This is a genomic window from Corynebacterium sp. HMSC30G07, from assembly GCF_001806945.1.
GTDB lineage: Bacteria > Actinomycetota > Actinomycetes > Mycobacteriales > Mycobacteriaceae > Corynebacterium > Corynebacterium riegelii.
Genome location: NZ_KV786446.1, coordinates 35,880 through 58,714, shown reverse-complemented (window position 1 = coordinate 58,714; position 22,835 = coordinate 35,880). Strand labels below are relative to the sequence as shown.

Sequence of the window (22,835 nt, the reverse complement as noted above, 5' to 3'; positions counted from 1 at the left end):
GGCACCTAAAGGCACCTAAAACCTAAAGGCACTAGTCCTTGATTTCTGTGGTGTGTAGCTGCTCATCCAGATCTTCCGGTGACAGGTTGCCGCCCTGGAACGCTGCAGTCACGGGCAGGTGGAGCTCCATGTCGGTGCCAGGGCACAGTTCAATAATGGCCTCGTCGATGGTGTAGTCGAGGACGTGGCCACCTTTCTCGTGGGCGCTATCAAGAAAATGCACATGGCACCCCGGAATGCCGATGCCTTTTGCATAGCTTGGGGTACGGAAACCACCGATGGTGCCGCTGATGTTGGTGAAGTGGTGCTCCGTGTCGTCTCCAACCGCCTCCGACATGGGGCGATAGGGCTTTTCCTGCTTTGCGACGGTACGCGTAACCACCTCAGCAAACCGACCAGTAATCCGCACGGCGTAGAAGTAGTTGCGGCTGGGCTCTAGCGAATCAACAAACTCCGAAAGTTCAGCGCGACGCATGCCACGTGGGGCGTCGACACGAATGCGCGGCACGAAGTTGGTGACCACGGTAAACGGCGTGCGCTGATCCAAATCCGCAATGCGCGCCTTGCCGTCGGAGGTCAGCTGGTGACACACACCGTCTAAAATCAGCATCTCCCCATCGAGCGCGTCGAAGGTGCCAAGGCCGAAGTTGCCTTTGCTCAAGATGTCGCCGATGGTCAGCTCGCCGTCATAGATACCGTCTAGCAGGGCAGTCATCAGCGAGTTCTGGAAAATTGTGTGCCGTTGGATCATCTCAGCCATGGGTTCGATCGTACGTTGCGGGGGGACTACAGTGGTTGGGGTGACTAACACGTACGGGATGCCGGTAGTGGCCATTGTGGGCGACGGGCAGCTGGCCCGCATGATGCAAACGGAAGCAATTGAGCTAGGTATTGGAACCCGCCTGCTGGCGGGCAGTAACGAAGCCTCGGCGGCGCAGGTGATCGCTGATGCTCGCCTGGGTGATTACACCTCGCTGAATGACCTGCAGGAGGCCACCGCAGGCACAGATGCGGTGACTTTTGACCATGAGCATGTGCCGAATGAGCATTTGCAGGTGCTTATCGACGCTGACGTGAACCCCGAACCACGCCCCGCCGCACTGATCTACGCCCAGGACAAGCTAGAGCAACGTACCCGCCTGCGTGATTTGGGTGCGCCGGTGCCGGAGTTCGCAGGCATCGCCTCGGCGGATGACGCCAAGGCGTTCTGGGATTTCGTTGATGGCGCGGTGTGCCTCAAGGCCACCCGCGGGGGTTACGACGGCAAGGGCGTGTGGTTCCCGGAGACTCTAGACGAGTGCCTGGAACTGGTCGAGGAGCTGCTAGGCCGCGGCGTTCCGCTGATGGGGGAGCGCAAAGTGCCCTTTGAGCGTGAGCTTTCCGCCATGGTGGCGCGCCGCCGCTCTGGCGAGGTGGCGGCCTGGCAGGTTGCGGAGTCCATTCAGGACGGCGGCGTGTGCCGCGTGACCATCGCACCCGCGCCGGGCATTTCCCCGGAGCTGGCCAAGCGCGCAGAGGACCTGGCGTGCCGCATTGCAACCGAGCTTGACGTGACCGGCGTACTGGCCGTGGAGCTGTTTGAGGCCGGCGGCGAGATCTTGGTCAACGAGCTTGCTATGCGCCCGCACAACACCGGCCACTGGACCCAGAACGGGTGCGTGACCTCCCAGTTTGAGCAGCACCTGCGCGCCGTGCTGGATTGGCCGCTGGGCAGCACGACACCCACCGCGCCGGTAACGGTCATGGTGAACACCCTTGGTGGGGATGTGGATCCGGAGATGCCCATGGGCCAGCGCGTGGCCGCCGTGATGGAGAAGTACCCGCAGGCCAAGATCCACCTCTACGGCAAGCAGTGGCGCCCGGGCCGCAAGATGGGCCACGTCAACGTTGTTGCCGATACGGTGGAGGTCGCACGCGCGGTGGCGGAAGACGCCGCGAATTACATCATCAACGCGACATGGCTGGATGAGGAGTAACACAATGCAACCGCTCGTAGGAATCATCATGGGGTCCGACTCTGACTGGGACACCGTTTCACCCGCCGCTGAGGTGCTGGCGGAGTTCGGCGTGCCGTTTGAGGTGGGAGTGGTTTCTGCCCACCGCACGCCGGAGAAGATGCTGGCGTATGCCAAGTCCGCACATTCGCGTGGGCTGAAGGCCATCATCGCGTGCGCGGGTGGCGCAGCCCACCTGCCGGGCATGGTGGCCGCCGCAACGCCGCTGCCGGTCATCGGCGTACCGCGTGCGCTGGCAGATCTGGACGGGCTGGATTCCCTGCTGTCCATCGTGCAGATGCCGGGTGGCGTACCAGTAGCAACCGTATCCATCGGCGGCGCGAAGAATGCTGGCCTGTTGGCTGTGCGCATTCTGGGTGCGGGCGATCCGGCGCTGACGGAGAAGATGGCGCAGTACCAGGAGAACATGGCCCAGGAAGTAGAGCGCAAGGACGAAGCGCTGCGGAAGCGTTTGCTGGGTGAGTAACGGTTCTACAAACCCGATTGTGGTGTTGGGCGCTCGTGTTGCTGACGGGCGCCCTTCGCCCATGTTGGAGTCCCGCCTGGCACGCGCGTTAGAGATTTACCACGCCAACCCGCGTCCCGTGGTGGTGACCGGCCACGGCGAGGCAGAGGTGATGGCAGGCTGGCTTGCCCACCACGGCGTTGCACACGAACACATCGTGATCGAGCCGGATGCGACCTCAACAAACGAGAACCTGGAACACTCGTGGGCGCTCTTTCCCGACGCCACGCTGCTTACCGTGGTGACCTCTGAATTCCACGTGGCGCGCACCCGCGTGTGGGCGTGGCACCTGGCAATCCCCGTTGAGGTCATCGGTGCGCCCATGCCTGCGGGTTCGCCGAAGCGGAAAGCAAAAAACTACTCGCGTGAAGTGATTGCTGTGCCGCATTCACTTGCGCGAGTAGTGTGGCGCCGCCTCATGCACAAGGCACAAGGCGGGCGCTGATCAAGCGTTAACCAGCTTTAGCGGTAGACCATGCCGCCGTCGGTAAGAATGGACTGGCCGGTGATGTAATCCGAATCCTCGGAAGCGAGGAAGGACACCAAGTTGGCCACATCCTCCGGGGTCTGTGCGCGACCCAGGGCGATGCTTTCAACGTTCTTCTCGTAGGTAGCGCCCAGCTCTGCGCCGGTCAGCTCGTGGAAGCGGCGGTCAATATCCACCCACATGTCGGTGCCAACGATGCCCGGGCAGTACGCGTTGACCGTGATGCCGTCGCTTGCGTACTCGCGTGCAGCAACCTGGGTCAGCGCGCGCACCGCGAACTTGGAGGCGGAGTAAGCACCCAGGATCGGGAAACCGTCGTGGCCTGCGATGGAGGAAGCGTTGATAATCTTGCCGCCGCCTCCGCGCTCCTTGAACTTGGCAGCGGCAGCCTGGATGCCCCAGACCACGCTCTTGATGTTGACGTTGAACATGGCGTCCAGCTCATCGTCCGTAATAGCGTCGATCGGCTGCACCTGTGCAATACCGGCGTTGTTCACGATGATGTCGAAGCTGCCGAGCTCCTTCTCAGTGCGGTCGATAGCGGCAAAGACCTCATCACGCTTGGACACGTCGGCGCCGATGGCGATGGCCTTGCGGCCCAGCTTCTCAATCTGGGAAACGGTGTCCGCGCAGTTTTCTTCCTTCAGATCAAGCACCGCGATGTCCGCGCCGTCCTGCGCAAGTCGCAGTGCGATTGCCTGGCCGATGCCTCGTGCTGCGCCGGTAACAAGGGCGACCTTGCCGTCAATGGACTTCGTTGGCATGTAGTTCTCCTTCTCGTAGCGTTTCAAGTTCTGCGCCGAAACATCCGGCACAACCCACGGTACGGAAAGATCAGACTTTTCGCTTGGGGCGATTAGTGCGGGGGTCGGGGCGTTGGGGAACCGCCTGGCTCCCGCCTGATCGATCCCCTGACAAATGTGACGAGGCGGTTTACGTTTGCCCAGGTCGCAGCCTGACTTATAGGGCCCGCCGCACGATTTGTCAGAGGGAAACCGTGGAACCTGACAAATGTGACGAGGCGGTTTACGTTTGCCCAGGTCGCGGTCAGATAACTAAGGGCCCGCTGCACGATTTGTCAGGATCTCAACAGCAGAGCGCCCGGAACGAGCCCCAACCCAGCTAGCCCTTCACACCGCCTGCGGTCAGGCCGGAGACAATGCGGCGCTGGAAGAGCAGCACCATGATGATCAGCGGGATGGTGACAAGGGAGCCGGCCGCCATAATCGCTGCGTAAGGGTACTCGAAGGCGCTCGGCCCGGAGAAGCGGGCGATGGCTACGGTCACCGGCTCGGTGGACGTGTTGGAAAGCTGGCGTGCCAGCATGAACTCGTTCCACGTGGTGATGAACGCAATGATCGCGGTGGTGAAAATCGCCGGCGCTGCCAGTGGCAAAAGGATGAGGCGGAACGCTTGGCCTCTGGTCGCGCCGTCGACACGCGCGGCCTCCTCAAGCTCCCAGGGAAGCTGCTGGAAGAACGACACCAAGGTGTACACCGTCAGCGGCAGGGCAAACGAGATGTTCGGGATGATCATCGCGCGGTAGGTGCCAATCCAGTTCAGGTCGCCGAAGAGCTGGAACAGCGGGGTCACCAGGGCAATGCCCGGGAACATGGAAGCTGCCAAGATGATGCCGGTGATTATGCCTTTGCCGGGAAACTGCATGCGTGCCAGCGCGTATGCGGTAAACACACCTACGATCACGGCCAGGGAAGTGGTGGCCAGGGAGATGATCAGGGAGTTTCCAATGGCGCCGAGGAAGTCGTTGCCTTTGGAGGTAGACATTGCGTCGCGGAAGTTGTCCAGCGTGACGTGCGTGGGCCACGGGGTGGTGTCAAAGGTGTGGCTCTTGTGGCGCAGGGCCGTGATCAGCATCCAGTAAAACGGCGCGAGCCCCCAGAACATGATGAAGATGACGCCGAGGTAGTGCCCGATTCGCTTCATTGCTTTGCCTTCCTTTGAGCCTTCCTTGCTTCACGACGCTTCGCCGCACCCCCAACATCCGCCCCCAAGAAGCGGATCATGATGAATGCCACCGCGAAGATGAGCAAGAAGATCAACGTGGACAGCGCGGAGGCTGAGTTGAAGTTGCCCTGGCGCATGTCCTCCACCACCAGCTGGGAGATCGTGGCTGTGGGCGAGTTGGAGGACGCCGAAATCATGATCACCGGCAGGTCATACATACGAAGCGCGTCGAGGGTGCGGAAGAGAATCGCCACCATCAGTGCTGGGCGCACCAGCGGCAGCGTGATGCGGGTGAAAGACTGCCAGGCGTTCGCGCCGTCCACGCGCGCTGCCTCGTAAAGATCCCGGTCAATCATCTGCAAGCCAGCGAGGATGAGCAGCGCCATAAACGGCGTGGTTTTCCACACGTCCGCGATAATCACGGCAAAGCGCGCCGCCCACGGGTCAGTAGTCCAGGCGATGTCTTTGCCCAGCAGGGAGTTCACAATGCCGTTGGGGGCGAACATGAACTGCCACAGCTTGGCGGTCACGGCGGTGGGGATCGCCCACGGGACAAGTACCGCCGCACGGATCAGGCCGCGCATCTTGGACGGGCGGTTCATGATCATCGCCATGCCCATGCCCAGGATAGCCTCAAGGGCCACGGTGACCACGGTGAAAAACAGCGTGATTTTTACAGCCGGCCAGAAGTCCGTTGCCAACACGCCCGGAGGGCACGCACCGACCACGCCGGAGGGGCTCATGCAGCGGTTGGTGATCCAGTACAGGTAGTTGTCTAGGCCGGCAAAGCCGCCGTCAACAAACACACCCGTTGCTGGGTCCAGGCGGCGATTGGACTGGAACGACAGCCAGATCGCACGGACGATGGGGTAACCGATAACTACGGCCAACACGCAAAGCGCCGGAGTGACAAGACCGAACGCCTTGCCGGTGTCACTGGGCTTCTTCGCGGCGGGCGCATCGGCGCGCTTGCCCGTTGCCGGGGAATCGGGCCTAAGAGAAGTGCTCATGGACGCCTCAGATCAAAAAAATGTGCTGAAGAATTTGTGTGATTTTGGGGTCTAAAAACGGGCAACGCCCGAACCGCAGTGTAAACGGTTACGGGCGTTAATTTGCCGCAAGGCGCAAGTATGAACTTACTGTGCCTGCTTGATAGCTGCAGCCATGTCAGCAGTTGCGTCATCCACGCTCTTGCCAGCGGTCAGGGCAGCGTAAGCGTTGTCCTGGATCGCCTTGGAGATAGCCGGGTAGAACGGGGAAACCGGACGCGGCTGAGCGTTCTCCAGGGACTCCTTCAGAGCCGGCAGGTACGGGTACTTCTCAATCAGGTCAGCATCGTCGTAGATGGATGCCAGAACCGGCGGGAAGGAAGCCTCAGCGAAGGACAGCTGGTTCTCCTCGTTGATCACGAACTCAATGAAGTCACGAGCCGTGGCCTTGTACTTGGAGTTGACGTTGATGCCGTTGTTGTAGCCACCCAGGGTGGACACGCCAACACCGTTCTCACCAACCAGCGGCTGGACCTCAAAGTTCAGGCCCTTCTCCTCTGCGTTGGTGTACATGTACGGCCAGTTGATAGCAAACGCCGTCTTGCCCTCGGTGAAGGCCAGGTTGGTCTCCTCCTCGGTTGCAGCGGTGGAGGACTTGGCAATGGTGCCATCAGCGTAAGCGTCAACCAGTGCCTGCAGGCCTGCCTTTGCCTCAGCGGACTCAACGGTCGGCTCGCCGCTGTCATCGATCACAGCGCCGCCCCAGCCGTTGATGAAGCCCAGGGTGTTCACCGTCAGGCCCTCGTACTGCTTCAGCTGCGTGGTCAGGCAGTCGCCCTCCACAGCCTCACAAGCAGACTTGATGTCTGCAAAGGTGTCCGGCTTGGACTCAATCAGGTCAACGTTGCGGAAGAGCAGCTGGCCGTTGGTGTTCTGCGGCAGGGCGTAGAGCTTGCCGTTGTAGGTTGCGGAATCCACCGTCGGCTGCAGCAGCTTGGAGGTGTCAACCGCGTAGTCACCCTCCAGCGGCTCCAGCCACTGGTTAGCGGCGAAGTCTGCGGTCCAGACAACGTCAAGTGCCATCACGTCATAATCAGCGTTGCCAGCCTGCAGGGACTGCACGAGGGTCTCGCGCTGAGCGTCAGCCTCACCAGCGAGCTCAGACAGGGTGACCTGCTCATCCGGGTGCTCGGCGTTCCACTTCTCAATGATCGGGATGATCTTGTCAGTGTCGTTCTTGCCCATGGCAAAAGTGATCGGGCCACGGTCCTCTGCAGAAGCAGCGGAGTCGGTGGTCGCTGCAGCGTCAGTTGCCGTAGCGGTATCGGTGGTGTCCGTGGTTGCCGCCTCATCGCTGGAGCAAGCAACCAGAGCGGTGGTGGACAGTGCGAGAGCGCAGATTGCTGCGCCCGACTTGCGGGTAGCGGAGAGCTTCATGCAAGGACCCTTTCATCTTGGAGGTGTAAACAATGTAAATAACTCCAAGGCGAAAAAGTCGCTGTTTTTTCGCATTCCCCCAAAAACGGGGGTAGTGAAGAAAAGTTAATCTGCTGTTAAGAAGTGCGTTACTTTCTCCACCTGCGTGATGTGCTCCAAGCGCTCCGCCGGGATCAGGCCCGTCGCCACCACCACCGAGCCGCCCGCGGCAAGCGGTGCGAGCACGTTGTAGTCAAACTCCTCACGCGTAGTCCACGGGTTAGCCAAATAGCGGTGCGGGCCGAACTCTGCTCGGGCGAAATCAGACAGGTCGGCGCTTTCGCCGTAGTACTGGTCGCCGTAAAAACGCACCGTCGGGCCAAAATCCACGGTGCCAAACGGCAACTCACCGCCGGATTCCACAACGCCGCGGCCAAAAGGATCGTTGGAGACAACTACAACGTCGGGCACCTCCGTCCATAAGGAGGCTCGCTCGGTAGTGGTGAAGGTGACGGTTGGGGGAGACAACGGAGCGTCGAAAAGCGGGAAGCTCTGCGCGTTATAGGTACCAAGCGCAATGGCTGCAGACTGCCAGCTGGCGGGAAGATCGATGTGCACCTGGGAGCCGGGCTCCACATCAAACTCTTCAATCAACATGTTGGCCACCTTGTTCGCCCAGTTTTCCAAGGTCTGGCCGGAAAATTCCATGCGGGTGCCCAGAGCCTCGTCATATACCGTCAGGCGGGGCGAGGCGGGATCTTGCATCAACGGGCTGAGCATGCTCATGCCCGCCCACAGTAGACAATTAATTCACACAACGCGGGCCGGTTCCGCCAGCGTTGATCTCAGGACCAACCTCCGCGGCTCCGAAATCCTCACCCGGAGTACCCACGGGCGCGTAATACTCCGTCTCATCCACCTCGCCGGGCTCCACCATGGCAGGGCCCGTGTAATCCTCAGCCACCACCACGATCAGGCTGCCCGGCTCAAGGCCCGCATTAGCCGTCACCGGCAGGCCGCCAAGCATGTTGGCAAGCTCCACAGCAGCAGGATCTTGAGGGTCTGCAGCCACGATCTGGGAGGAGGAGTAGACCCCGTCCATAGCGTTGGACACGTTGGCAACCGTGATGCCCTGCTTACGCAAGTGATCACCCATCGCAGCCGCCTGGCCCGGACGGGACCCGGCGTTGAGCACATACGCCTCGTACTGCGCGAACTGCTCAGCAGGCGCCGCCGGAGCCTCAGACGTTGATGAAGCCTCAGTCTCTTCCGCCGGAGGTGCAATAACTTCTTCCATGAACCGGCGGACCTGACCAACGTCCACGGTGACAATGGACTCGCCGTAATCACCAACACCGTTGACAGAGGTCACCGGGATGGTGGTGAAGCTGACGTCACCACCAGCCAGACCAGACATCTGCTGCGCAAACGCCATCACGTCCCAACCCTGGTCCAACGTCACGGAACGTTCCGCGGCCGTAGCCAGATCACGCAAACGCGCCGGGTTGGTCAGCGTGCCCGCAGAGAGGGTCTTTTGCACCAGGGACGCCATGTAGGCCTGCTGGCGCACAATACGGTCCAAGTCTCCGCGGGGCAGGTCGTGGCGCTGGCGCACAAACGACAAAGCCTCAGCACCGTTGAGCGTCTGGCGGCCCGCCGGGAAATTCGCACCAGACAGCGGCTCATTGACCGCCTGGTTCAGGCAGACCTCAACGCCGCCAACCGCATCCGTCATCAAAGCAAAGCCCAGCAGGCCCACCTGCGCGTAGTGGTCCACCTCCACGCCGGTTAAGTCCGCCACCGCCTGGATGAGACCCACCTGTCCCGCTTGGGCAACGCGCTGCTCCAACTGCGGGCCGGGGGAGTAGCCGGCCTCCGTAAGCTCCGCGCGGCGCTGCTGCGCGTGAGCGGCATAAACGCCGTTGATTTTCAGGTTGCCGTAGTCATCCGTATGTACATAGGTATCGCGCGGAATAGATATTGCGGTGGCGCGGGAACCATCCGCCGGGATGCGCAGCACCATGATGGTGTCCGTATTAATCTCGCCGTCTGAAATACCGGCGTGCAAACGCGCGAGCTCGGCTTCGCTCAAGGGATTGCCCTGCGCGTCCGTGCGTGAGTCAGAGCCCACAAGCAAAATATCCAGCGCGCCGTCCTGCAGCCCCTTCTTTTTCTTCGACGACTTCCCGTCCCCACCTTGTTGCGTAGGAATGTCCAGATCGGAGGCGCTGAGCTGACTGTCTAGACGGCCGACGGTGGCGTAGCCAACGCCGGAGACCAAGATGGTGCCCGCAGACAGTAGGGCCCAAAACCCCTTCAGCACAGGGTGGCCGGACTGGCGCACATCCCGCGCGCGGGATGGCGCTGGCGCGATGTTGCGCGCACGCCTTGACCTCTCGGCTGACCTCTCAGCTGGCCTTTGGCTCGACCTTTCAGTCGGCCACTGGCTTGGCCGCCGGCGTGGACCCTGAGTTGAGTCCTGTGGCGAGCCCTGTGGTGCATCGGGGTTGTCTGTCACAGCGGGCAAGTATAGTGCGCGCGCCTGCCCAATCGGGCACGAAGCGCTGGGTAAGCTGGCTGCCATTGTGAGCATTGAGAAGAAAACGGCAAACGGCGCATCCGCTGACGCCGGCGCGCGCCCCCTGGCTGTCATCGCGGTGACCTATTCGCCAGGACGACACCTGCAGGAGCTACTTGCCTCGCTGCCGCAGTCCACGGACCTGCCCACCTGGCTGGTGTGCGCAGATAACGGCTCACGTGACGGCGCACCCGAACAGGCTGCGCGGGAGCATGACAACGTGGAGTTTTTCCCAACGGGCGGCAACATCGGCTACGGCGCGGCAATCAACGCAGCGGTAGAACACCTGCGGCCGCGCAAAAATAAAGGCGAGATCAATCAGGAGTACTTCCTGGTGGTGAACCCAGACGTGCAGTTTGCCCCGGGCAGCGTGGACAAGCTCATGCAGTGTGCACAGTCCGCCCCGCGGGCCGGTGCGGTGGGGCCGCGCATTGAGGAGGCAGATGGGTCCGCGTACCCGTCTGCGCGTCAGGTGCCGGGGCTGATCAATGGCATGGGGCATGCGTTGCTTGGAGACGTTTGGCCGAACAACCCTTTCACCGCCTCCTATAAAAAAGGTGCGGATATGGACACGCGGCGTACCGCCGGCTGGCTTTCCGGCGCATGCCTGCTTGTGCGGTGGGAGGCGTTTGACGCCATCGGCGGTTTTGATGAGCGCTACTTCATGTATTTCGAAGACATTGACTTTGGTGATCGGCTCAGCCGCGCCGGGTGGGACAACCTGTACTGCCCGTCCTCGGTCATCTTCCATGACCAGGGGCATGTGGCGGGCAAGTACAACCGTGTCACGGTGCCGGCGCACCATGAGTCGGCCTACAGGTTCCAGCGTGATCGTCACGCAAAGTGGTGGCAGGCGCCGCTGCGTGGCCTGCTGTGGGCAGGGTTGAAGGCGCGTGGAGCTGTGAAACGTTTGGGAGGAAGTCGCAATGCGTAGTGCAGTTGATGCAGATGCCGTCATCTTGGTCGGTGGGCAGGGGACACGGCTGCGGCCGCTGACGGTGTCCACGCCGAAGCCGATGCTGCAGACTGCAGGTTATCCGTTCCTGCAGCATTTGCTGGCGCGCATTGCTGCCGCAGGTATGCGGCATGTGGTGTTGGGCACCTCGTATCGCGCTGAGGTGTTTGAGCAGTACTTCGGGGACGGCTCAGATTTCGGTTTGGAAATTGAGTACGTGGTTGAAGAAGAGGCGCTGGGTACCGGCGGGGCGATTCGCAATGTGTTGCCGAAGCTGCGTTCTGACACGGTGATGGTGTTTAACGGTGATGTGCTCTCTGGTGCGGATCTGGGGGCGATCCTGCGCACGCATGAAAAGGGCAATGCGGATGTGACGTTGCATCTGGTTCGCGTGCCGGATCCTCGCGCGTTTGGTTCTGTGCCAACGGATGAGCACGGCCGTGTTCTTGCCTTTTTGGAGAAGACGGAAGACCCGCCGACTGATCAGATCAACGCTGGGTGTTACGTGTTTAAGCGCGAGGTGATTGAGCAGATCCCGGCTGGTCGTGTGGTCAGCGTGGAGCGTGAGGTGTTCCCGAATCTGCTCTCGGCCGGTGCCAATGTGTTGGGGCATGTGGATTCTTCGTATTGGCGCGATATGGGTCGACCGAGCGATTTTGTGCAGGGTTCGTCGGATTTGGTGCGTGGCATTGCGCCGTCGCCGCTTCTGGAAGGCCGCACGGGGGAAGCGCTGGTGGACCCGTCGGCGGGTGTTGCAGGAGGGGTCATTCTGGTCGGTGGTTCTGCGGTTGGTCGCGGTTCGGTCATTGGGGCTGGTTCGCGTATCGACGGCTGCGTGATCTTCGACGGCGTCACCATCGAACCCGGCGCCACCGTGCAGGACTCCATCATTGCCTCCGGTGCGACCATTGGGGCAAATACGCGTATCGACGGCTGCGTGGTCGGCGAAGGCGCCCGCATCGGCGCACGTTGTGAGCTCAAAGGCGGCATGCGTGTCTGGCCGGGTGTGGAGATTCCGGACTCGGGAGTGCGTTTTTCTCCAGATGCGTAAGCGACACGCCGGATCGGCCAGCTTGTTATAGAAACGGGCCCCACCTACTACATGTAGTACCCCCTGACATTACCCCCGTCTCTGAACGTATGTAACTGGTGTGACTGGTGTGACTGGTTGACTGGGTGAACCCTTAGAAACCCTCGGAATCTGGTGAAATCTGCGGAGCGAGGTTGCGGCTATTTAGTGCAGCGGTGTTGAATCGCATTCGTGTAATCCACTTCCCCGCGATAGACGGAAAAGAAGGGAGGGCGTGGACGATATGGCAGATGTCGGAGGCATGACTCTGGATGAGTTGTTTGGCACCGTCGAGCAAGAATGGCAGGACCAAGCGCTCTGCGCACAGACCGATCCGGAAGCGTTCTTTCCTGAAAAAGGTGGATCGACCCGCGAGGCGAAGCGTATTTGTAAGGCCTGTGCAGTGCGTGATGAGTGCCTGGAGTACGCACTCGAGCATGATGAGCGCTTTGGTATTTGGGGCGGCCTGTCCGACCGTGAGCGCCGCCGCCTGAAGAAGCAGATCGGCTAATTTACTCGGCTTTTTACCAAGGGAAATCTGGGTCCACGTCGCGTGGATCCAAGTTGAGGTAGTACGCCACCAGTGCGGTGAGCACCCACGTAATTAACTCTGAACGTTCCTCGGCGCCGGTTGTGCGCTGCTCAATAGGACGGCGGAAAATGACAAAACGTGCCCGTGTTGGGTTCCCGTCGCGGTCCACGCCGGCTTCAAGGACGCGCCCTAAAGGAACAGGCCCATCGGCCACAATCTCATCCGGCAGTACCGTCATATCGGCGCGCAGCCGCATGCGCGGGATGGTGTCCACCGCAAGATCAACCCCGCTGAGCTGATCAAAGTAGGCATTGTGCAGCGGCGCGTACATTTCCAGCACCAGCTGATCAAATGCCTGCGATCGGCTACGGTAGCGCGGCACACCCACCGGCAGCACCGGCCCGCGCACGCCACGGCCATGCCGGTCGCGGCCTGGGCGCAGGTGGGAAGGGCTGTTACGGGTGGTCATGGACACTTATCGTATGGGCCTTCGCGGTGAAAGACGGGTGGCGCGCCGCGCGCATGCTACCGATTACTCAAGTAGGGGTTTAGACTTGGCCCCCGTGAGTACTTTCCGTCGTTGCTGCCGTCCGGGCTGCGGCCGCCCAGCCGTGGCCACTCTCGTCTACGCCTACGCGGAATCCACTGCAGTCATCGGGCCACTAGCGCCGGTGCCGGATCCGCACGCATGGGACCTGTGTGAGCGCCACTCCGCCCACATCACCGCCCCAGTGGGGTGGGAGATGGTGCGCGTTGAGCAGATTGACATTACGGATGAAGAGCTCGACAACATGGATGAGGCGGACCTCACCGCACTTGCCGAGGCGGTGCGTGAGGCCGGCCGCGTGACCACCGGTCTGGTGGACACCTCCCAGGACCCGATTGAGTACCCGGCCTCACGTGACTTCAATGACCCGGAGACGTCGAACCACCCGGTGCACCGCACAAAGCGGATCGAGGAACAGGCGGCAGCTGAGCGTGAGGCGCGCCGTTCCCACCTGCGTGTGGTGCCTGATCCCTAAAAATCTCTCAAAGACTGAGGGTTTAGACTTCTCGCATGGTGTATTCCAGCGAGCAACTCGCGCAAGTAATCAAGGCCTATGACATCCGCGGCGTGGTCGGCGAGACTATCGACGCAGATCTGGTGCGCAACATCGGCGCCGCCTTCGCACACATCCTGCGCGGCGAGGGGGAGACCCGTGTGGCGGTGGGCTATGACATGCGGCCTTCTTCACCTGAGCTTGCCGAGGCCTTTGCCCAAGGTGTCAACGCCCAGGGGTTGGACGTGACCCTGCTTGGGCTGACGTCTACGGATGAGCTGTACTTTGCCGCCGGCACGCTCGGCTGCGCAGGCGCGATGTTTACCGCCTCCCACAACCCGGCACGCTACAACGGCATCAAACTGTGCCGTACAGGCGCAACCCCGGTGTCCACGGACACGGGCCTTGGCCAGATCACCCAGATGCTGGTTGATGGGGTGGGGGCGTATGAGGGGGCACGCGGGGGCGTCGATAAGCAAGATGTCCTGGATGCTTATGCCGAGTTCCTGCGGGACTTGGTTCCGGTGAGTGGCAACCTGACTGTGGCTGTGGATGCGGCAAACGGCATGGCTGGGCTGACCGTGCCGGCGGTGCTGGGGGATATGGATATTCGCCCGCTCTACTTTGAGCTGGACGGGACCTTCCCCAACCATGAGGCCAACCCCTTGGACCCAAAGAACCTGGTGGATTTGCAGAAGTTCACCGTAGAGCAGGGGGCAGACATTGGTCTTGCCTTTGACGGGGATGCTGACCGCTGCTTCGTGGTAGATGAGCGCGGCGAGCCGGTCTCACCGTCTGCGATTACGGCGCTGATTGCCACTAGGACCCTGGCCAAGCACCCGGGGGCGACCATTATTCACAACCTGATCACCTCGCGCGCTGTGCCCGAGATGATCGAAGAGGCCGGCGGCACCGCAGTGCGCACCCGAGTGGGGCACTCCTACATCAAGGCGGAGATGGCTTCTCGCGGGGCGCTGTTTGGGGGCGAGCACTCCGCACACTACTACTTCCGTGAGTTCTTTAACGCGGATTCCGGCCTGGTTGCCGCACTGCACGTGCTGGCAGCACTTGCGGAAAGTGACAAGCCGCTCTCGCAGCTCATGGCCCAGTTTGAGCGCTACTGCGCCTCCGGTGAGATCAACTCTGAGGTGGCCGGCCAAGAGGCCACTACTCAGCGCGTTGTGGAGGCGTTTGCGGATCGCACGACGGAGGTGGACCACCTGGACGGGGTGAGCGTGAGCCTGGATTCCGGTGCGTGGTTTAACGTGCGCGCCTCTAACACGGAACCGCTGCTTCGCCTGAACGTGGAAGCACCCACGGAAGCTGAGGTTGAGGCGCTGGTTGCGGAGATCTTGGCTGTCATTCGTGGCTAACTGGTAGCGTTGTCGGTCGGTCTTTTATCTGAAGGAGCCGTATTCGATGCACAACCTTGAGGCTGCGCTACGCACCTACCCGTGGGGCTCTCGTACCCTGCTGGCACAGTTGCGGGGTACCACCTCACCCGCGCCGACCCCGGAGGCGGAGTTGTGGTTTGGTGCGCACCCGGCGGCGCCGTCTTCAATCAACGGTGAGCCGTTGGACAAGGTGATCAGTGCGGACCCTTCGGCGGCGCTGGGGCAGCGCGTGGAGAAAGCGTTTGACGGCCAGCTGCCGTTTTTGGTCAAACTGTTGGCCGCAGGCGAGCCGCTATCCATCCAGGCACACCCGTCACGGGACCAGGCGGCGGCGGGCTTTGCTCGCGAAAACGCGCTTGGGCTTGCGTTGGATGATCCGCGCCGAAACTACAAGGATGCCAACCCGAAGCCGGAGATCATCGTTGCGTTGACGCCGTTTCGCGCCCTGGCGGGCTTCCGCCCGGTCTCCCAGACCCGTGAGCTGTTTGAGGCCTTAAGCGGGCCAGGCGGCGGACTGGATCGCTACAGCGCCATGCTGGTGGATGCGGAACCCACAGAAAGTGTCCGCGCCGTGTTTACCACGTTGATTTCCCTGCCTGGTCCGCTGCGCAAGAGCCTACTGGCCGATGTCATTGCCGCAGCCGAGCATATCGGGGATGCGCCTGAGTGGATCAGGGACGCCGCCGAAACGTTCCTGGCGCTGGCGAAGCGTTACCCAAGCGACGTAGGCCCGCTGGTGGCACTGATGCTGAACTTGACCACGCTTGCTCCCGGTGAGGCGCTGTACCTAGCCGCTGGACAGCCGCACGCCTACCTCTCTGGCCTGGGTGTGGAGGTGATGGCCAACTCTGACAACGTGCTGCGCGGCGGGTTGACCTCTAAGCACGTTGATGTGCCTGAGCTAGTGCGCGTGTTGGATTTCACTCCCACGGGACACCTGCGCGTGCCTGTGCGTGAGACCGACGGGGTAGTTGAGTACGAACTGCCGGTCAACGAGTTCGAGGTGAGCAAACACACGCTGGCAAAGGGCGAGGAGCTCAGCTTGCTTATCGACGGCCCAGCGATCCTCCTCATCACCTCCGGCCACATCACCAACGGGGACTGCGTTGTGGGCCCGGGGCAGGGGGCGTGGATTCCTGCGTCAGAGGCGCCAGTGTCTGTTGTTGCGCAGGACGATGACGGCGCAGAGGTGTTCTTCGTCCGCGCCTAAGTTGCTCGCTTAGTTTTCGCTGGCCGCCGCCGCGCTGGTAGGCGTCTCTGTACCGGTGTGAGGCGTGATGATCTCCGGGGCTTTGCTCGCTTCCGGAGTTGTGGGTGTAGTCGACTCAGCAGGAGCTTCGGTGGAGTCCGGGGTGTCCGTCGGAACCGTTGGGTCGGTGGGTTGAGTCGGCCCTGTCGGCTCAGTTGGCTCAGTGGGCTCGCTTGGCTCCGTTGGCTCGCTCGGCTCTGTGGGCTCGGTGGGGTCCGTAGGGGTGGTGGGCTCGCCGGTAGCCGGTGGCACAGCGCCATTGGGTGCTGAAGGCTCAGTAGCGTCCGGCTTCGGCGGAGCCGCGGGCTCGCCAGGTTCGGGTTGCGGCGCCGGCTCGGCCGGCGGTGCAGGCTCAACTGGTGCTGGTGGCGCGGCCAGGTACGTCTCCGAAGGGAGATCGTTGTGCTCCGCTGGCGGGGCCACGTTCACGTTGGTGGGGCGGTAGTGCGCGGTGGGCACCCCGGATGCGCGAGTGCCAATCACGGCGTGCGGGGGCGCCAGCGGGTCATCTTCCATCCGGTACCCGCGAGGAGCTGGCGCTGCCTGGACGAAGTGGCCTTCGGTTCCGCCCCAGTTGGGGGATCCTGGCACCTGTCCCGCTTGAGCGTTCCCACGGTTCTTCGGGCGCTGGAACGGGGTGATACGCGGTGGTGTGGCCACCGAAGACGTCGTGCTGCCGCCCAAAAGCGTCCCGGCGGTCTGCGGCGAAGCAGTCTTGTCGCCGGTGTAGCCTGCCGTTACTGGGCGTCCCGGGGTAGAGGCGCTCCAAACCGCAAGACCAACTATGAGGGCTGCGGCTAGCCCAGCGGCCATGAACACACCCACGCTGCGTTGGTTCCGGTTCATGGGGACTCCCTGGGGTTACGAATTGATAACGGCGACTGTGTGACCTGTTTATAACATAATCAGTGGACAACATGCACTACCGTGGCGGGAAGAACGCAGGGCTGTGGCGTAGATACCGCATATAGAAAGGACAAGCAGATGAGCACGTGGGATCGCGAGATTTTTTCCGACGAGACGAACGCAGATTTTCTCGATGAACTGGTAGAACTTGAGCCGGAAGAGATTCTTGAGGCTGTCTCGGACGCCGTGTTGCTGGCAAATGGTGCCGGGGCTTCGGACGAAGAGATTGCCAATGGTCGCGCAGCTGCAACCATTGCTGCCATTTGGTCGGGCGCACCGTTTTCCGCGGGCGATATCGCGGAGTCGTACCCGTTTATCCGTTCCAACCCGGGTGAGATCAGTGAGCAGATCGCTGAAGCCGCCGCGGCACTGCTTGAGGCAGCAGCTGAAGATGGTGACACTGAGGCGGACGTGGACCAGTTCGTCGAAGCACTGTCATAAGAGGGAAACACGTAACTGATACTCAATGATCATCGCAGTTGAAGGTATTGACGGCGCGGGCAAGAACACCTTGGTCAGCGCCGTACTGAAGGAAGTTGACGCTGCAACGCTAGCGTTTCCGCGCTATGAAGATTCCGCTGCAGCCCAGCTGGCGCAGGCAGCCCTGCACGGCAAGATGGGGGACATGACGGACTCCGCCTACGCCATGGCCGCCATGTTTGCCTTAGACAGGCATGGTGCGATGGATATGCTGCAGGAGTATGCAGGCAACCCGGACAAGGTGCTGCTTTTAGATAGGTATGCGGCGTCCAACGCGGCGTACACCTGGGCGCGTACCGGTGATGAGACCGCGCTTGGCTGGGTTGAGGCGTTGGAGTTTGAGCGTCTTGGCTTGCCGCGCCCGGACTTGCAGGTGCTAGTGCCCACGGATCCGGAGCTTGCTGGTCAGCGCGCCCAGAAGCGGGAGGCGGAAGATGACTCCCGCACGCGTGATCGTTATGAGCGTGACCGGTTGCTGCAGGTGGCCACCTATACGGCGTATACCGAGATGGCGAAGCGTGAGTGGGCAAGCCCCTGGCTGGTTACCAGTGACGCGAACAGTATTATTGAGGCCTGTCGCCCAAGCAGTTAAGGAGCCACCATGCCGCCAAAGATCCTGGTTGTAGATGATGATCCCGCGATCAATGAGATGCTCACCATCGTGTTGGAAGCGGAAGGCTTTGCCACTGAATCGGTAACCGATGGTGCTGCAGCGGTTCCCACGTTCCGCTCCACTAACCCAGACCTGATTCTTTTGGATCTGATGTTGCCGGGGGTAAATGGCATTGATATTTGCCGTGAGATCCGCAAGGAATCCGCGGTGCCAATTGTGATGCTGACTGCAAAGACCGACACGGTTGATGTGGTATTGGGCTTGGAGTCCGGGGCGGATGATTACATTACGAAGCCGTTTAAGCCGAAAGAGCTGGTTGCTCGCATCCGGGCGCGTTTGCGCAGGACGGATGATGAGCCGAGTGAGACCTTGAACATTGGGGATCTGACTATTGATGTGCCGCAGCACATGGTCACCCGTGGGGGCGAGGAGATTAACCTCACGCCGCTGGAGTTTGACCTGCTGCTGGAGATGGCGCGTCGTCCGAACCAGGTGCATACGCGTGAAGAGCTGTTGGAAAACGTGTGGGGCTACCACAATGCGTCTGATACGCGTTTGGTGAATGTGCACGTGCAGCGTCTGCGTTCCAAGATTGAGCATGATCCGGAGAACCCGGAGATCATTTTGACGGTGCGTGGCGTGGGCTACAAGACGGGTAAGACTGAGGGTGCCTAAAGCGCCAAGGCCGTTGCGCCGGATAGGGGAGAACGTCGCCGATTCGTGGCGCACATCCCTTCAGGTGCGCTTTGTAGGCACGGTGCTTCTGGTGTCCACCGTGGTGATGCTGGTGTTGGGGTTCACCTTGGCCACGGTGATGACCCAGCGCATTGCGCAGTCAAAGATTGATGCTGCGGATGTGGAGATTGACCGCGCTCGCGTGCTGGTGGAGGAGCAACTGGAAACAACCGGTGCGAATGCGTCGTTGCAGTCGCGGTTGAATACGGCGCGTGCCAGTTTGACGCAGCGTACGCAGCAAAGCACGGATGTAGCCAACGTGTATGAGCCGGTGCTGCTTGTAGAGTCCTCGCTGGGGGTGGTGACGTCTTCGCCAGAGAACTACCGGGTGCCTGACCAGCTGGTGGAGTACGTCAAGCAGGGCAATGTGGCGTACCAGTTCGCGGTGGTGGAGCGGGCGGATTCTAGCCAGTACAACGCGCTGATCATTGGCACGCCAACGGATGCGGATGTGCCTAACTTGCAGCTGTATTTGGTTACCAACATTGATAATGAAACGTCCACGCTTGCCTTGATGCGTGGTTTGCTCGCCTCTGCCGCGCTGATTGTCATTGTGTTGTTGGTGGGTATTGCGTGGTTGGCTTCACAGCAGATTGTCGCGCCGGTGCGTTCGGCGTCAAGGACGGCGGAGCGGTTCGCAGCAGGCCATTTGCGTGAGCGTATGCCGATTGAGGGGGAGGACGAGATGGCGGTGTTGGCCTTGTCCTTCAACAACATGGCGGACAAGCTTTCCCGGCAGATTAATCAGCTGGAGGAGTACGGTGACCTGCAGCGTCAGTTCACATCCGACGTGTCGCATGAGCTGCGTACGCCGTTGACCACGGTGCGTATGGCTGCGGACATGATTGCTTCTGATCAGGATGCGTTGGAGCCGGCGCAGCGTCGTGCCAGTGAGTTGATGATCCGTGAGTTGGATCGTTTTGAGGCCTTGTTGACGGACTTGTTGGAGATTTCGCGCCATGACGCAGGCGTGGCCGACTTGGCTAGCGCGATGATGGATGTTCGTGCCCCGATTGAGTCGGCGTGGGCGCAAACGCAGCACTTGGCAGAAGAGCTGGATGTGGAGGTGAGCTTTGATCTGCCGGATGCGCCGGTGCAGATTGAGGGTGATCCGCGCCGGATTGAGCGTATTGTGCGCAACCTGATTGCTAATGCCATTGATCATTCTGAGGGCAATCCGGTGCACGTGGCGCTTGCGCAGAATGATGAGGCCGTGGCGGTGACGGTGACTGATAGGGGCGTGGGGTTGAAGCCTGGCCAGGAGGAGTTGGTGTTTAACCGCTTCTGGCGTGCGGATAAGTCCCGCAAGCGCCACTCTGGTGGTACGGGCTTAGGCCTTGCCATTGCGCGTGAGGACGCTCAGTTGCACCACGGCATCCTCGACGCCGCAGGCGTTTCCGGCGTTGGCTCCCAGTTCCGTCTGGTGCTGCCGCGGCATCCGGACGAAGGTTTTCGGCACGCGCCGGTGGAGCTGAACCCGCCGGGTGCGGTGGCTGAACTGCCCGCACCTGAGGAGGTGGAGGACCATGAGTAAACGCATGAGTAAACGCCTGCACAAGCCGCTGCCAGCCCTCCTTACAGCCGCAGCCTTGGTGGTGAGCCTGACAAGCTGCGCAAGTTTGCCTTCCACGTCAAGTCCGCACGTGCTTCGCTCCTTCAACCCGCAAGCGCCTGCAGCGCCCGTGATTGCCCCGGAGGAGGGCCGCGAGCCTGACTTGCTGTTGCGTGACTTCTACGCGGCGTCTGCTATTCCTACATCGGATTATGAGGCGGCGCGTGCGTTTATGACGTCGCAGGCGTCCGCAGCGTGGGACCCCACGGAGGAGACGCTGGTGGTGGATCGTATCGGCGTGACCACCATGCCTGGTAGCACGCCGAATCGTCGGAGTTTTTCGGTCCACGGCAACGTGGTCGGTGTGCTTGGTGCTGGCGGCAAGTATCGCCCGGAGCGCGGCTCCTATGAGGCGACGATTGAGCTGCAGCAGGTCAGTGGTGAGTGGCGTGTGGCCTCACTGCCTGCGGGTGTGGTGTTGGAGCGCACCGAGCTGCGTAACCAGTACCAGCCGTTTAACCTGTACTTTTTTGATGAGCGCAGTGGCGAACTTGTCACTGATCGCCGGTGGGTGTTCTCCCGGCGCGAGACCTTGGCCAGTGCGTTGATTTCGTTGTTGATGCAGGGCCCATCCACACGTCTTGAGCCTGCGGTGTCCACTATTTCGCCCACGGGCGCGTCCTACCTTGGCATGGAGGACGACGCGTACGGGTTCTCCGGTTTCGGTGGGGTGAATGATCAGGACCGGGCGCGGTTTGCGGCGGGTGTGGTGTGGACGTTGGCGTCGGCAGGCATCAATGGCCCCTTCCGCATCACCGCGGACGGTGCTCCGTTGATCAGCGGGGCCACGGACCTGACTACGGATGATTTCAGTGAACTCAGCCCGGTGGTGCAGGCTGCAGGGGAATCGCGGCTTTACTCGTTGACCGGTGGGAGCATTTCGCTTGTCGACGCCGCGTCGACCTCCCTCATCGATTCCCCCCTATCCAGCGAAGGCACTGTTCAAAGCGTAGACATCAACGCCGCTGGCAAGTGGGCGGCCGTGTTTGCTGCCTCCGGTCAGCCAGCGAAGCTGCGTGTTGGCTCCTTCGACGGCGCCGACACTGAGTTGATGGAGGCGGAGACGTTTACGCGTCCGTCGTTTGAATCCAAAGCGAATGCGGTGTGGACGGTGGCAGACGGCCAGCACATCCAACGCACGGTGCGCTCCGCGGCAACCAATGAGTTCACCACTGAGCAGATTGCCATCCAGATGCCAGAAGGCATTTCCGGCAACATCTCCGTGCTGCGGCTGTCGCGCTCCGGCGCGCGCGTCGTCTTAGTAGTAGACGGCAGGCTGTTTACCGGCATTGTGGACAGGCGATCACCAGGCGAGCGCGCCATTGTCAACGTCATGGAGTACGCCACTGAACTCGGCGGGTCAGTGGTTGCTGCGGACTGGCAGCCAGACGGCTCACTGATCGTGGGCACCTCAAGCTCCATCTCGCCGGTGCTGCGCGTGGAACAGGACGGGTCCTCCGCCACCACACTGAGCGTGGGCAACATCTCCGCGCCCGTGGTTGCCGTGGCGGCCTCGCCCAACATGCTCTACGTCACCGACGCAAACGCCATCCTGCAACTGCCCAACGCAGGCGAGGACAACCCGCTGTGGCGCGAAGTTCCGGGCCTGCAGGGTGTGCGCGCCATCCCGATCGTGGCACGTTAAATGACACTGTTCACTGAGCTTGCAGAGCTTGTCTTGCCGCGACACTGCGCAGGCTGTGGCGCGCCGGGCCATCTGCTGTGCCCCACGTGCAAGCGCGATCTGGCCGCGCCGCCTCAGCGTGTGTTTCCGCCAACCTCGCCGCACGTGCCGGTGTTTGCACTGGGGCCGTATGACGGGGCGCACCGCCGCGTCATCATTGCCATGAAGGAGCGCAACAACCTCGCAGTGCGCACGTACGTCGGAGCCGTTGTGGAATCCGCATTGGACTTCCTGGAGGCACGCGGCGAGATCCCGTACGGCTGTGCGCTTGTCCCCGCACCTACGCGTGCGTCCTCAGCGCGTGCCCGCGGTGGGGATCCGGTCAAGGCGTGCTGCGTGGCAACTTCGCGCAACGTTGCGCCCGTGTTGCACCTTGATTCGCATGCGGCCGACCAGTCTGAACTTGACGCCACAGCGCGCCGCGCGAACCTTGCCAAAGCGGTTCGGCTTGCTGCACTACCCCCGTTTCTTGGCCCCGCTACACCATGCATTGTGGTTGATGATGTGGTGACTACGGGGGCGACGTTGCAGGCGAGCGTCGAAAAGCTACTGGCCCATGGCGTCAATGTTGCTGCCTGCCTGACCATCTGTGAGGCATAGCAACGGCTGAG

24 protein-coding genes are annotated in these 22,835 nt (G+C 61.6%); 15 read left to right on the top strand and 9 right to left on the bottom strand.

What is annotated here, in order from left to right; translation table 11 throughout:
- Positions 1-31 precede the first annotated feature (31 nt).
- Complete coding sequence (budA, locus tag HMPREF3104_RS00875; RefSeq protein WP_101734008.1) at positions 32-751, bottom strand: acetolactate decarboxylase; 720 nt, start codon at positions 749-751, stop codon at positions 32-34.
- A 7-nt stretch (positions 752-758) separates the two neighbouring features.
- Here budA and HMPREF3104_RS00870 point away from each other — a divergent pair, with 7 nt between their 5' ends.
- Genes HMPREF3104_RS00870 through HMPREF3104_RS00860 form a run of 3 tightly spaced genes read left to right on the top strand, consistent with a single transcriptional unit; the run spans position 759 to position 2,965 of the window.
- Positions 759-1,976 carry a 5-(carboxyamino)imidazole ribonucleotide synthase gene (locus HMPREF3104_RS00870; RefSeq protein WP_070493312.1) on the top strand — a complete coding sequence of 406 codons (1,218 nt, stop codon included), beginning with the start codon at positions 759-761 and terminating at the stop codon, positions 1,974-1,976.
- A 4-nt stretch (positions 1,977-1,980) separates the two neighbouring features.
- Entirely contained in the window at positions 1,981-2,481 is a 501-nt protein-coding gene (gene purE, locus HMPREF3104_RS00865; protein ID WP_052205246.1) for a 5-(carboxyamino)imidazole ribonucleotide mutase, read from the top strand.
- Positions 2,474-2,965 (top strand): YdcF family protein, encoded by a 492-nt coding sequence (locus HMPREF3104_RS00860; protein ID WP_070493310.1) that lies wholly within the window; start codon positions 2,474-2,476, stop codon positions 2,963-2,965. Before purE ends, HMPREF3104_RS00860 begins: the two co-directional genes overlap by 8 nt.
- A gap of 17 nt (positions 2,966-2,982) precedes the next feature.
- Here HMPREF3104_RS00860 and HMPREF3104_RS00855 read toward each other — a convergent pair whose 3' ends face one another.
- From HMPREF3104_RS00855 to HMPREF3104_RS00830, 6 genes are all read right to left on the bottom strand, one after another.
- Positions 2,983-3,771, bottom strand: coding sequence for an acetoin reductase (locus tag HMPREF3104_RS00855; RefSeq protein WP_052206435.1), 789 nt, complete (start codon positions 3,769-3,771; stop codon positions 2,983-2,985).
- A gap of 358 nt (positions 3,772-4,129) precedes the next feature.
- Complete coding sequence (locus HMPREF3104_RS00850; protein ID WP_052205243.1) at positions 4,130-4,951, bottom strand: carbohydrate ABC transporter permease; 822 nt, start codon at positions 4,949-4,951, stop codon at positions 4,130-4,132.
- On the bottom strand, positions 4,948-5,982 hold the full coding sequence (locus HMPREF3104_RS00845; RefSeq protein WP_083278830.1) for a carbohydrate ABC transporter permease: 1,035 nt from the start codon (positions 5,980-5,982) through the stop codon (positions 4,948-4,950). The genes HMPREF3104_RS00850 and HMPREF3104_RS00845 overlap by 4 nt, the downstream gene beginning before the upstream one ends.
- A gap of 126 nt (positions 5,983-6,108) precedes the next feature.
- Positions 6,109-7,398, bottom strand: coding sequence for an ABC transporter substrate-binding protein (locus HMPREF3104_RS00840; protein WP_070493307.1), 1,290 nt, complete (start codon positions 7,396-7,398; stop codon positions 6,109-6,111).
- Positions 7,399-7,503: 105 nt separating this feature from the next.
- Positions 7,504-8,163 (bottom strand): TIGR03089 family protein, encoded by a 660-nt coding sequence (locus tag HMPREF3104_RS00835; protein ID WP_070493305.1) that lies wholly within the window; start codon positions 8,161-8,163, stop codon positions 7,504-7,506.
- Positions 8,164-8,182: 19 nt separating this feature from the next.
- Complete coding sequence (locus HMPREF3104_RS00830) at positions 8,183-9,751, bottom strand: LCP family protein (RefSeq protein WP_070493459.1); 1,569 nt, start codon at positions 9,749-9,751, stop codon at positions 8,183-8,185.
- 211 nt (positions 9,752-9,962) lie between these two features.
- Here HMPREF3104_RS00830 and HMPREF3104_RS00825 point away from each other — a divergent pair, with 211 nt between their 5' ends.
- From HMPREF3104_RS00825 to HMPREF3104_RS00815, 3 genes are all read left to right on the top strand, one after another.
- Complete coding sequence (locus HMPREF3104_RS00825; RefSeq protein ID WP_246816278.1) at positions 9,963-10,889, top strand: glycosyltransferase family 2 protein; 927 nt, start codon at positions 9,963-9,965, stop codon at positions 10,887-10,889.
- On the top strand, positions 10,882-11,961 hold the full coding sequence (locus HMPREF3104_RS00820; protein ID WP_052205240.1) for a mannose-1-phosphate guanylyltransferase: 1,080 nt from the start codon (positions 10,882-10,884) through the stop codon (positions 11,959-11,961). The genes HMPREF3104_RS00825 and HMPREF3104_RS00820 overlap by 8 nt, the downstream gene beginning before the upstream one ends.
- Before the next feature lie 262 nt (positions 11,962-12,223).
- Positions 12,224-12,490, top strand: coding sequence for a WhiB family transcriptional regulator (locus tag HMPREF3104_RS00815; protein WP_101734012.1), 267 nt, complete (start codon positions 12,224-12,226; stop codon positions 12,488-12,490).
- Positions 12,491-12,503: 13 nt separating this feature from the next.
- Here the strand turns inward: HMPREF3104_RS00815 and HMPREF3104_RS00810 are convergent, their stop codons facing one another.
- Positions 12,504-12,980: a metallopeptidase family protein gene (locus tag HMPREF3104_RS00810; protein ID WP_070493302.1), complete on the bottom strand. Its 477-nt coding sequence runs from the start codon at positions 12,978-12,980 to the stop codon at positions 12,504-12,506.
- A gap of 94 nt (positions 12,981-13,074) precedes the next feature.
- On the opposite strand from HMPREF3104_RS00810, the gene HMPREF3104_RS00805 reads away from it, so the two are divergent.
- The 3 genes from HMPREF3104_RS00805 to manA are packed head-to-tail and all read left to right on the top strand — an operon-like array spanning position 13,075 to position 16,155.
- The gene (locus HMPREF3104_RS00805) at positions 13,075-13,533 is read left to right on the top strand and encodes a DUF3499 domain-containing protein (RefSeq protein WP_236587426.1); all 459 of its coding nucleotides are present in this window, start codon (positions 13,075-13,077) and stop codon (positions 13,531-13,533) included.
- 35 nt (positions 13,534-13,568) lie between these two features.
- Positions 13,569-14,924: a phosphomannomutase/phosphoglucomutase gene (locus tag HMPREF3104_RS00800; protein ID WP_210386472.1), complete on the top strand. Its 1,356-nt coding sequence runs from the start codon at positions 13,569-13,571 to the stop codon at positions 14,922-14,924.
- A gap of 46 nt (positions 14,925-14,970) precedes the next feature.
- The gene (gene manA, locus HMPREF3104_RS00795) at positions 14,971-16,155 is read left to right on the top strand and encodes a mannose-6-phosphate isomerase, class I (protein ID WP_070493297.1); all 1,185 of its coding nucleotides are present in this window, start codon (positions 14,971-14,973) and stop codon (positions 16,153-16,155) included.
- Positions 16,156-16,164: 9 nt separating this feature from the next.
- On the opposite strand, the gene HMPREF3104_RS12545 is transcribed toward manA, so the two are convergent.
- On the bottom strand, positions 16,165-17,040 hold the full coding sequence (locus HMPREF3104_RS12545) for a hypothetical protein (RefSeq protein WP_141738067.1): 876 nt from the start codon (positions 17,038-17,040) through the stop codon (positions 16,165-16,167).
- Between the two features lie 138 nt (positions 17,041-17,178).
- On the opposite strand from HMPREF3104_RS12545, the gene HMPREF3104_RS00785 reads away from it, so the two are divergent.
- From HMPREF3104_RS00785 to HMPREF3104_RS00760, 6 genes are read left to right on the top strand one after another with little or no spacing between them, the layout of a single operon-like run.
- A complete protein-coding gene (locus HMPREF3104_RS00785; protein ID WP_070493291.1) occupies positions 17,179-17,541 on the top strand; it encodes a DUF4259 domain-containing protein in 363 nt (120 codons plus the stop codon).
- 25 nt (positions 17,542-17,566) lie between these two features.
- Positions 17,567-18,172, top strand: coding sequence for a dTMP kinase (locus tag HMPREF3104_RS00780; RefSeq protein ID WP_070493289.1), 606 nt, complete (start codon positions 17,567-17,569; stop codon positions 18,170-18,172).
- A gap of 9 nt (positions 18,173-18,181) precedes the next feature.
- The gene (gene mtrA, locus HMPREF3104_RS00775; RefSeq protein WP_070493286.1) at positions 18,182-18,868 is read left to right on the top strand and encodes an MtrAB system response regulator MtrA; all 687 of its coding nucleotides are present in this window, start codon (positions 18,182-18,184) and stop codon (positions 18,866-18,868) included.
- A 22-nt stretch (positions 18,869-18,890) separates the two neighbouring features.
- Positions 18,891-20,462, top strand: a complete 1,572-nt coding sequence (mtrB, locus tag HMPREF3104_RS00770) for an MtrAB system histidine kinase MtrB (protein ID WP_246816288.1) — start codon at positions 18,891-18,893, stop codon at positions 20,460-20,462.
- Complete coding sequence (lpqB, locus tag HMPREF3104_RS00765) at positions 20,455-22,185, top strand: MtrAB system accessory lipoprotein LpqB (protein ID WP_246816277.1); 1,731 nt, start codon at positions 20,455-20,457, stop codon at positions 22,183-22,185. Before mtrB ends, lpqB begins: the two co-directional genes overlap by 8 nt.
- A complete protein-coding gene (locus tag HMPREF3104_RS00760; protein WP_070493277.1) occupies positions 22,186-22,824 on the top strand; it encodes a ComF family protein in 639 nt (212 codons plus the stop codon). It abuts the gene before it with no gap.
- Positions 22,825-22,835: the final 11 nt, after the last annotated feature.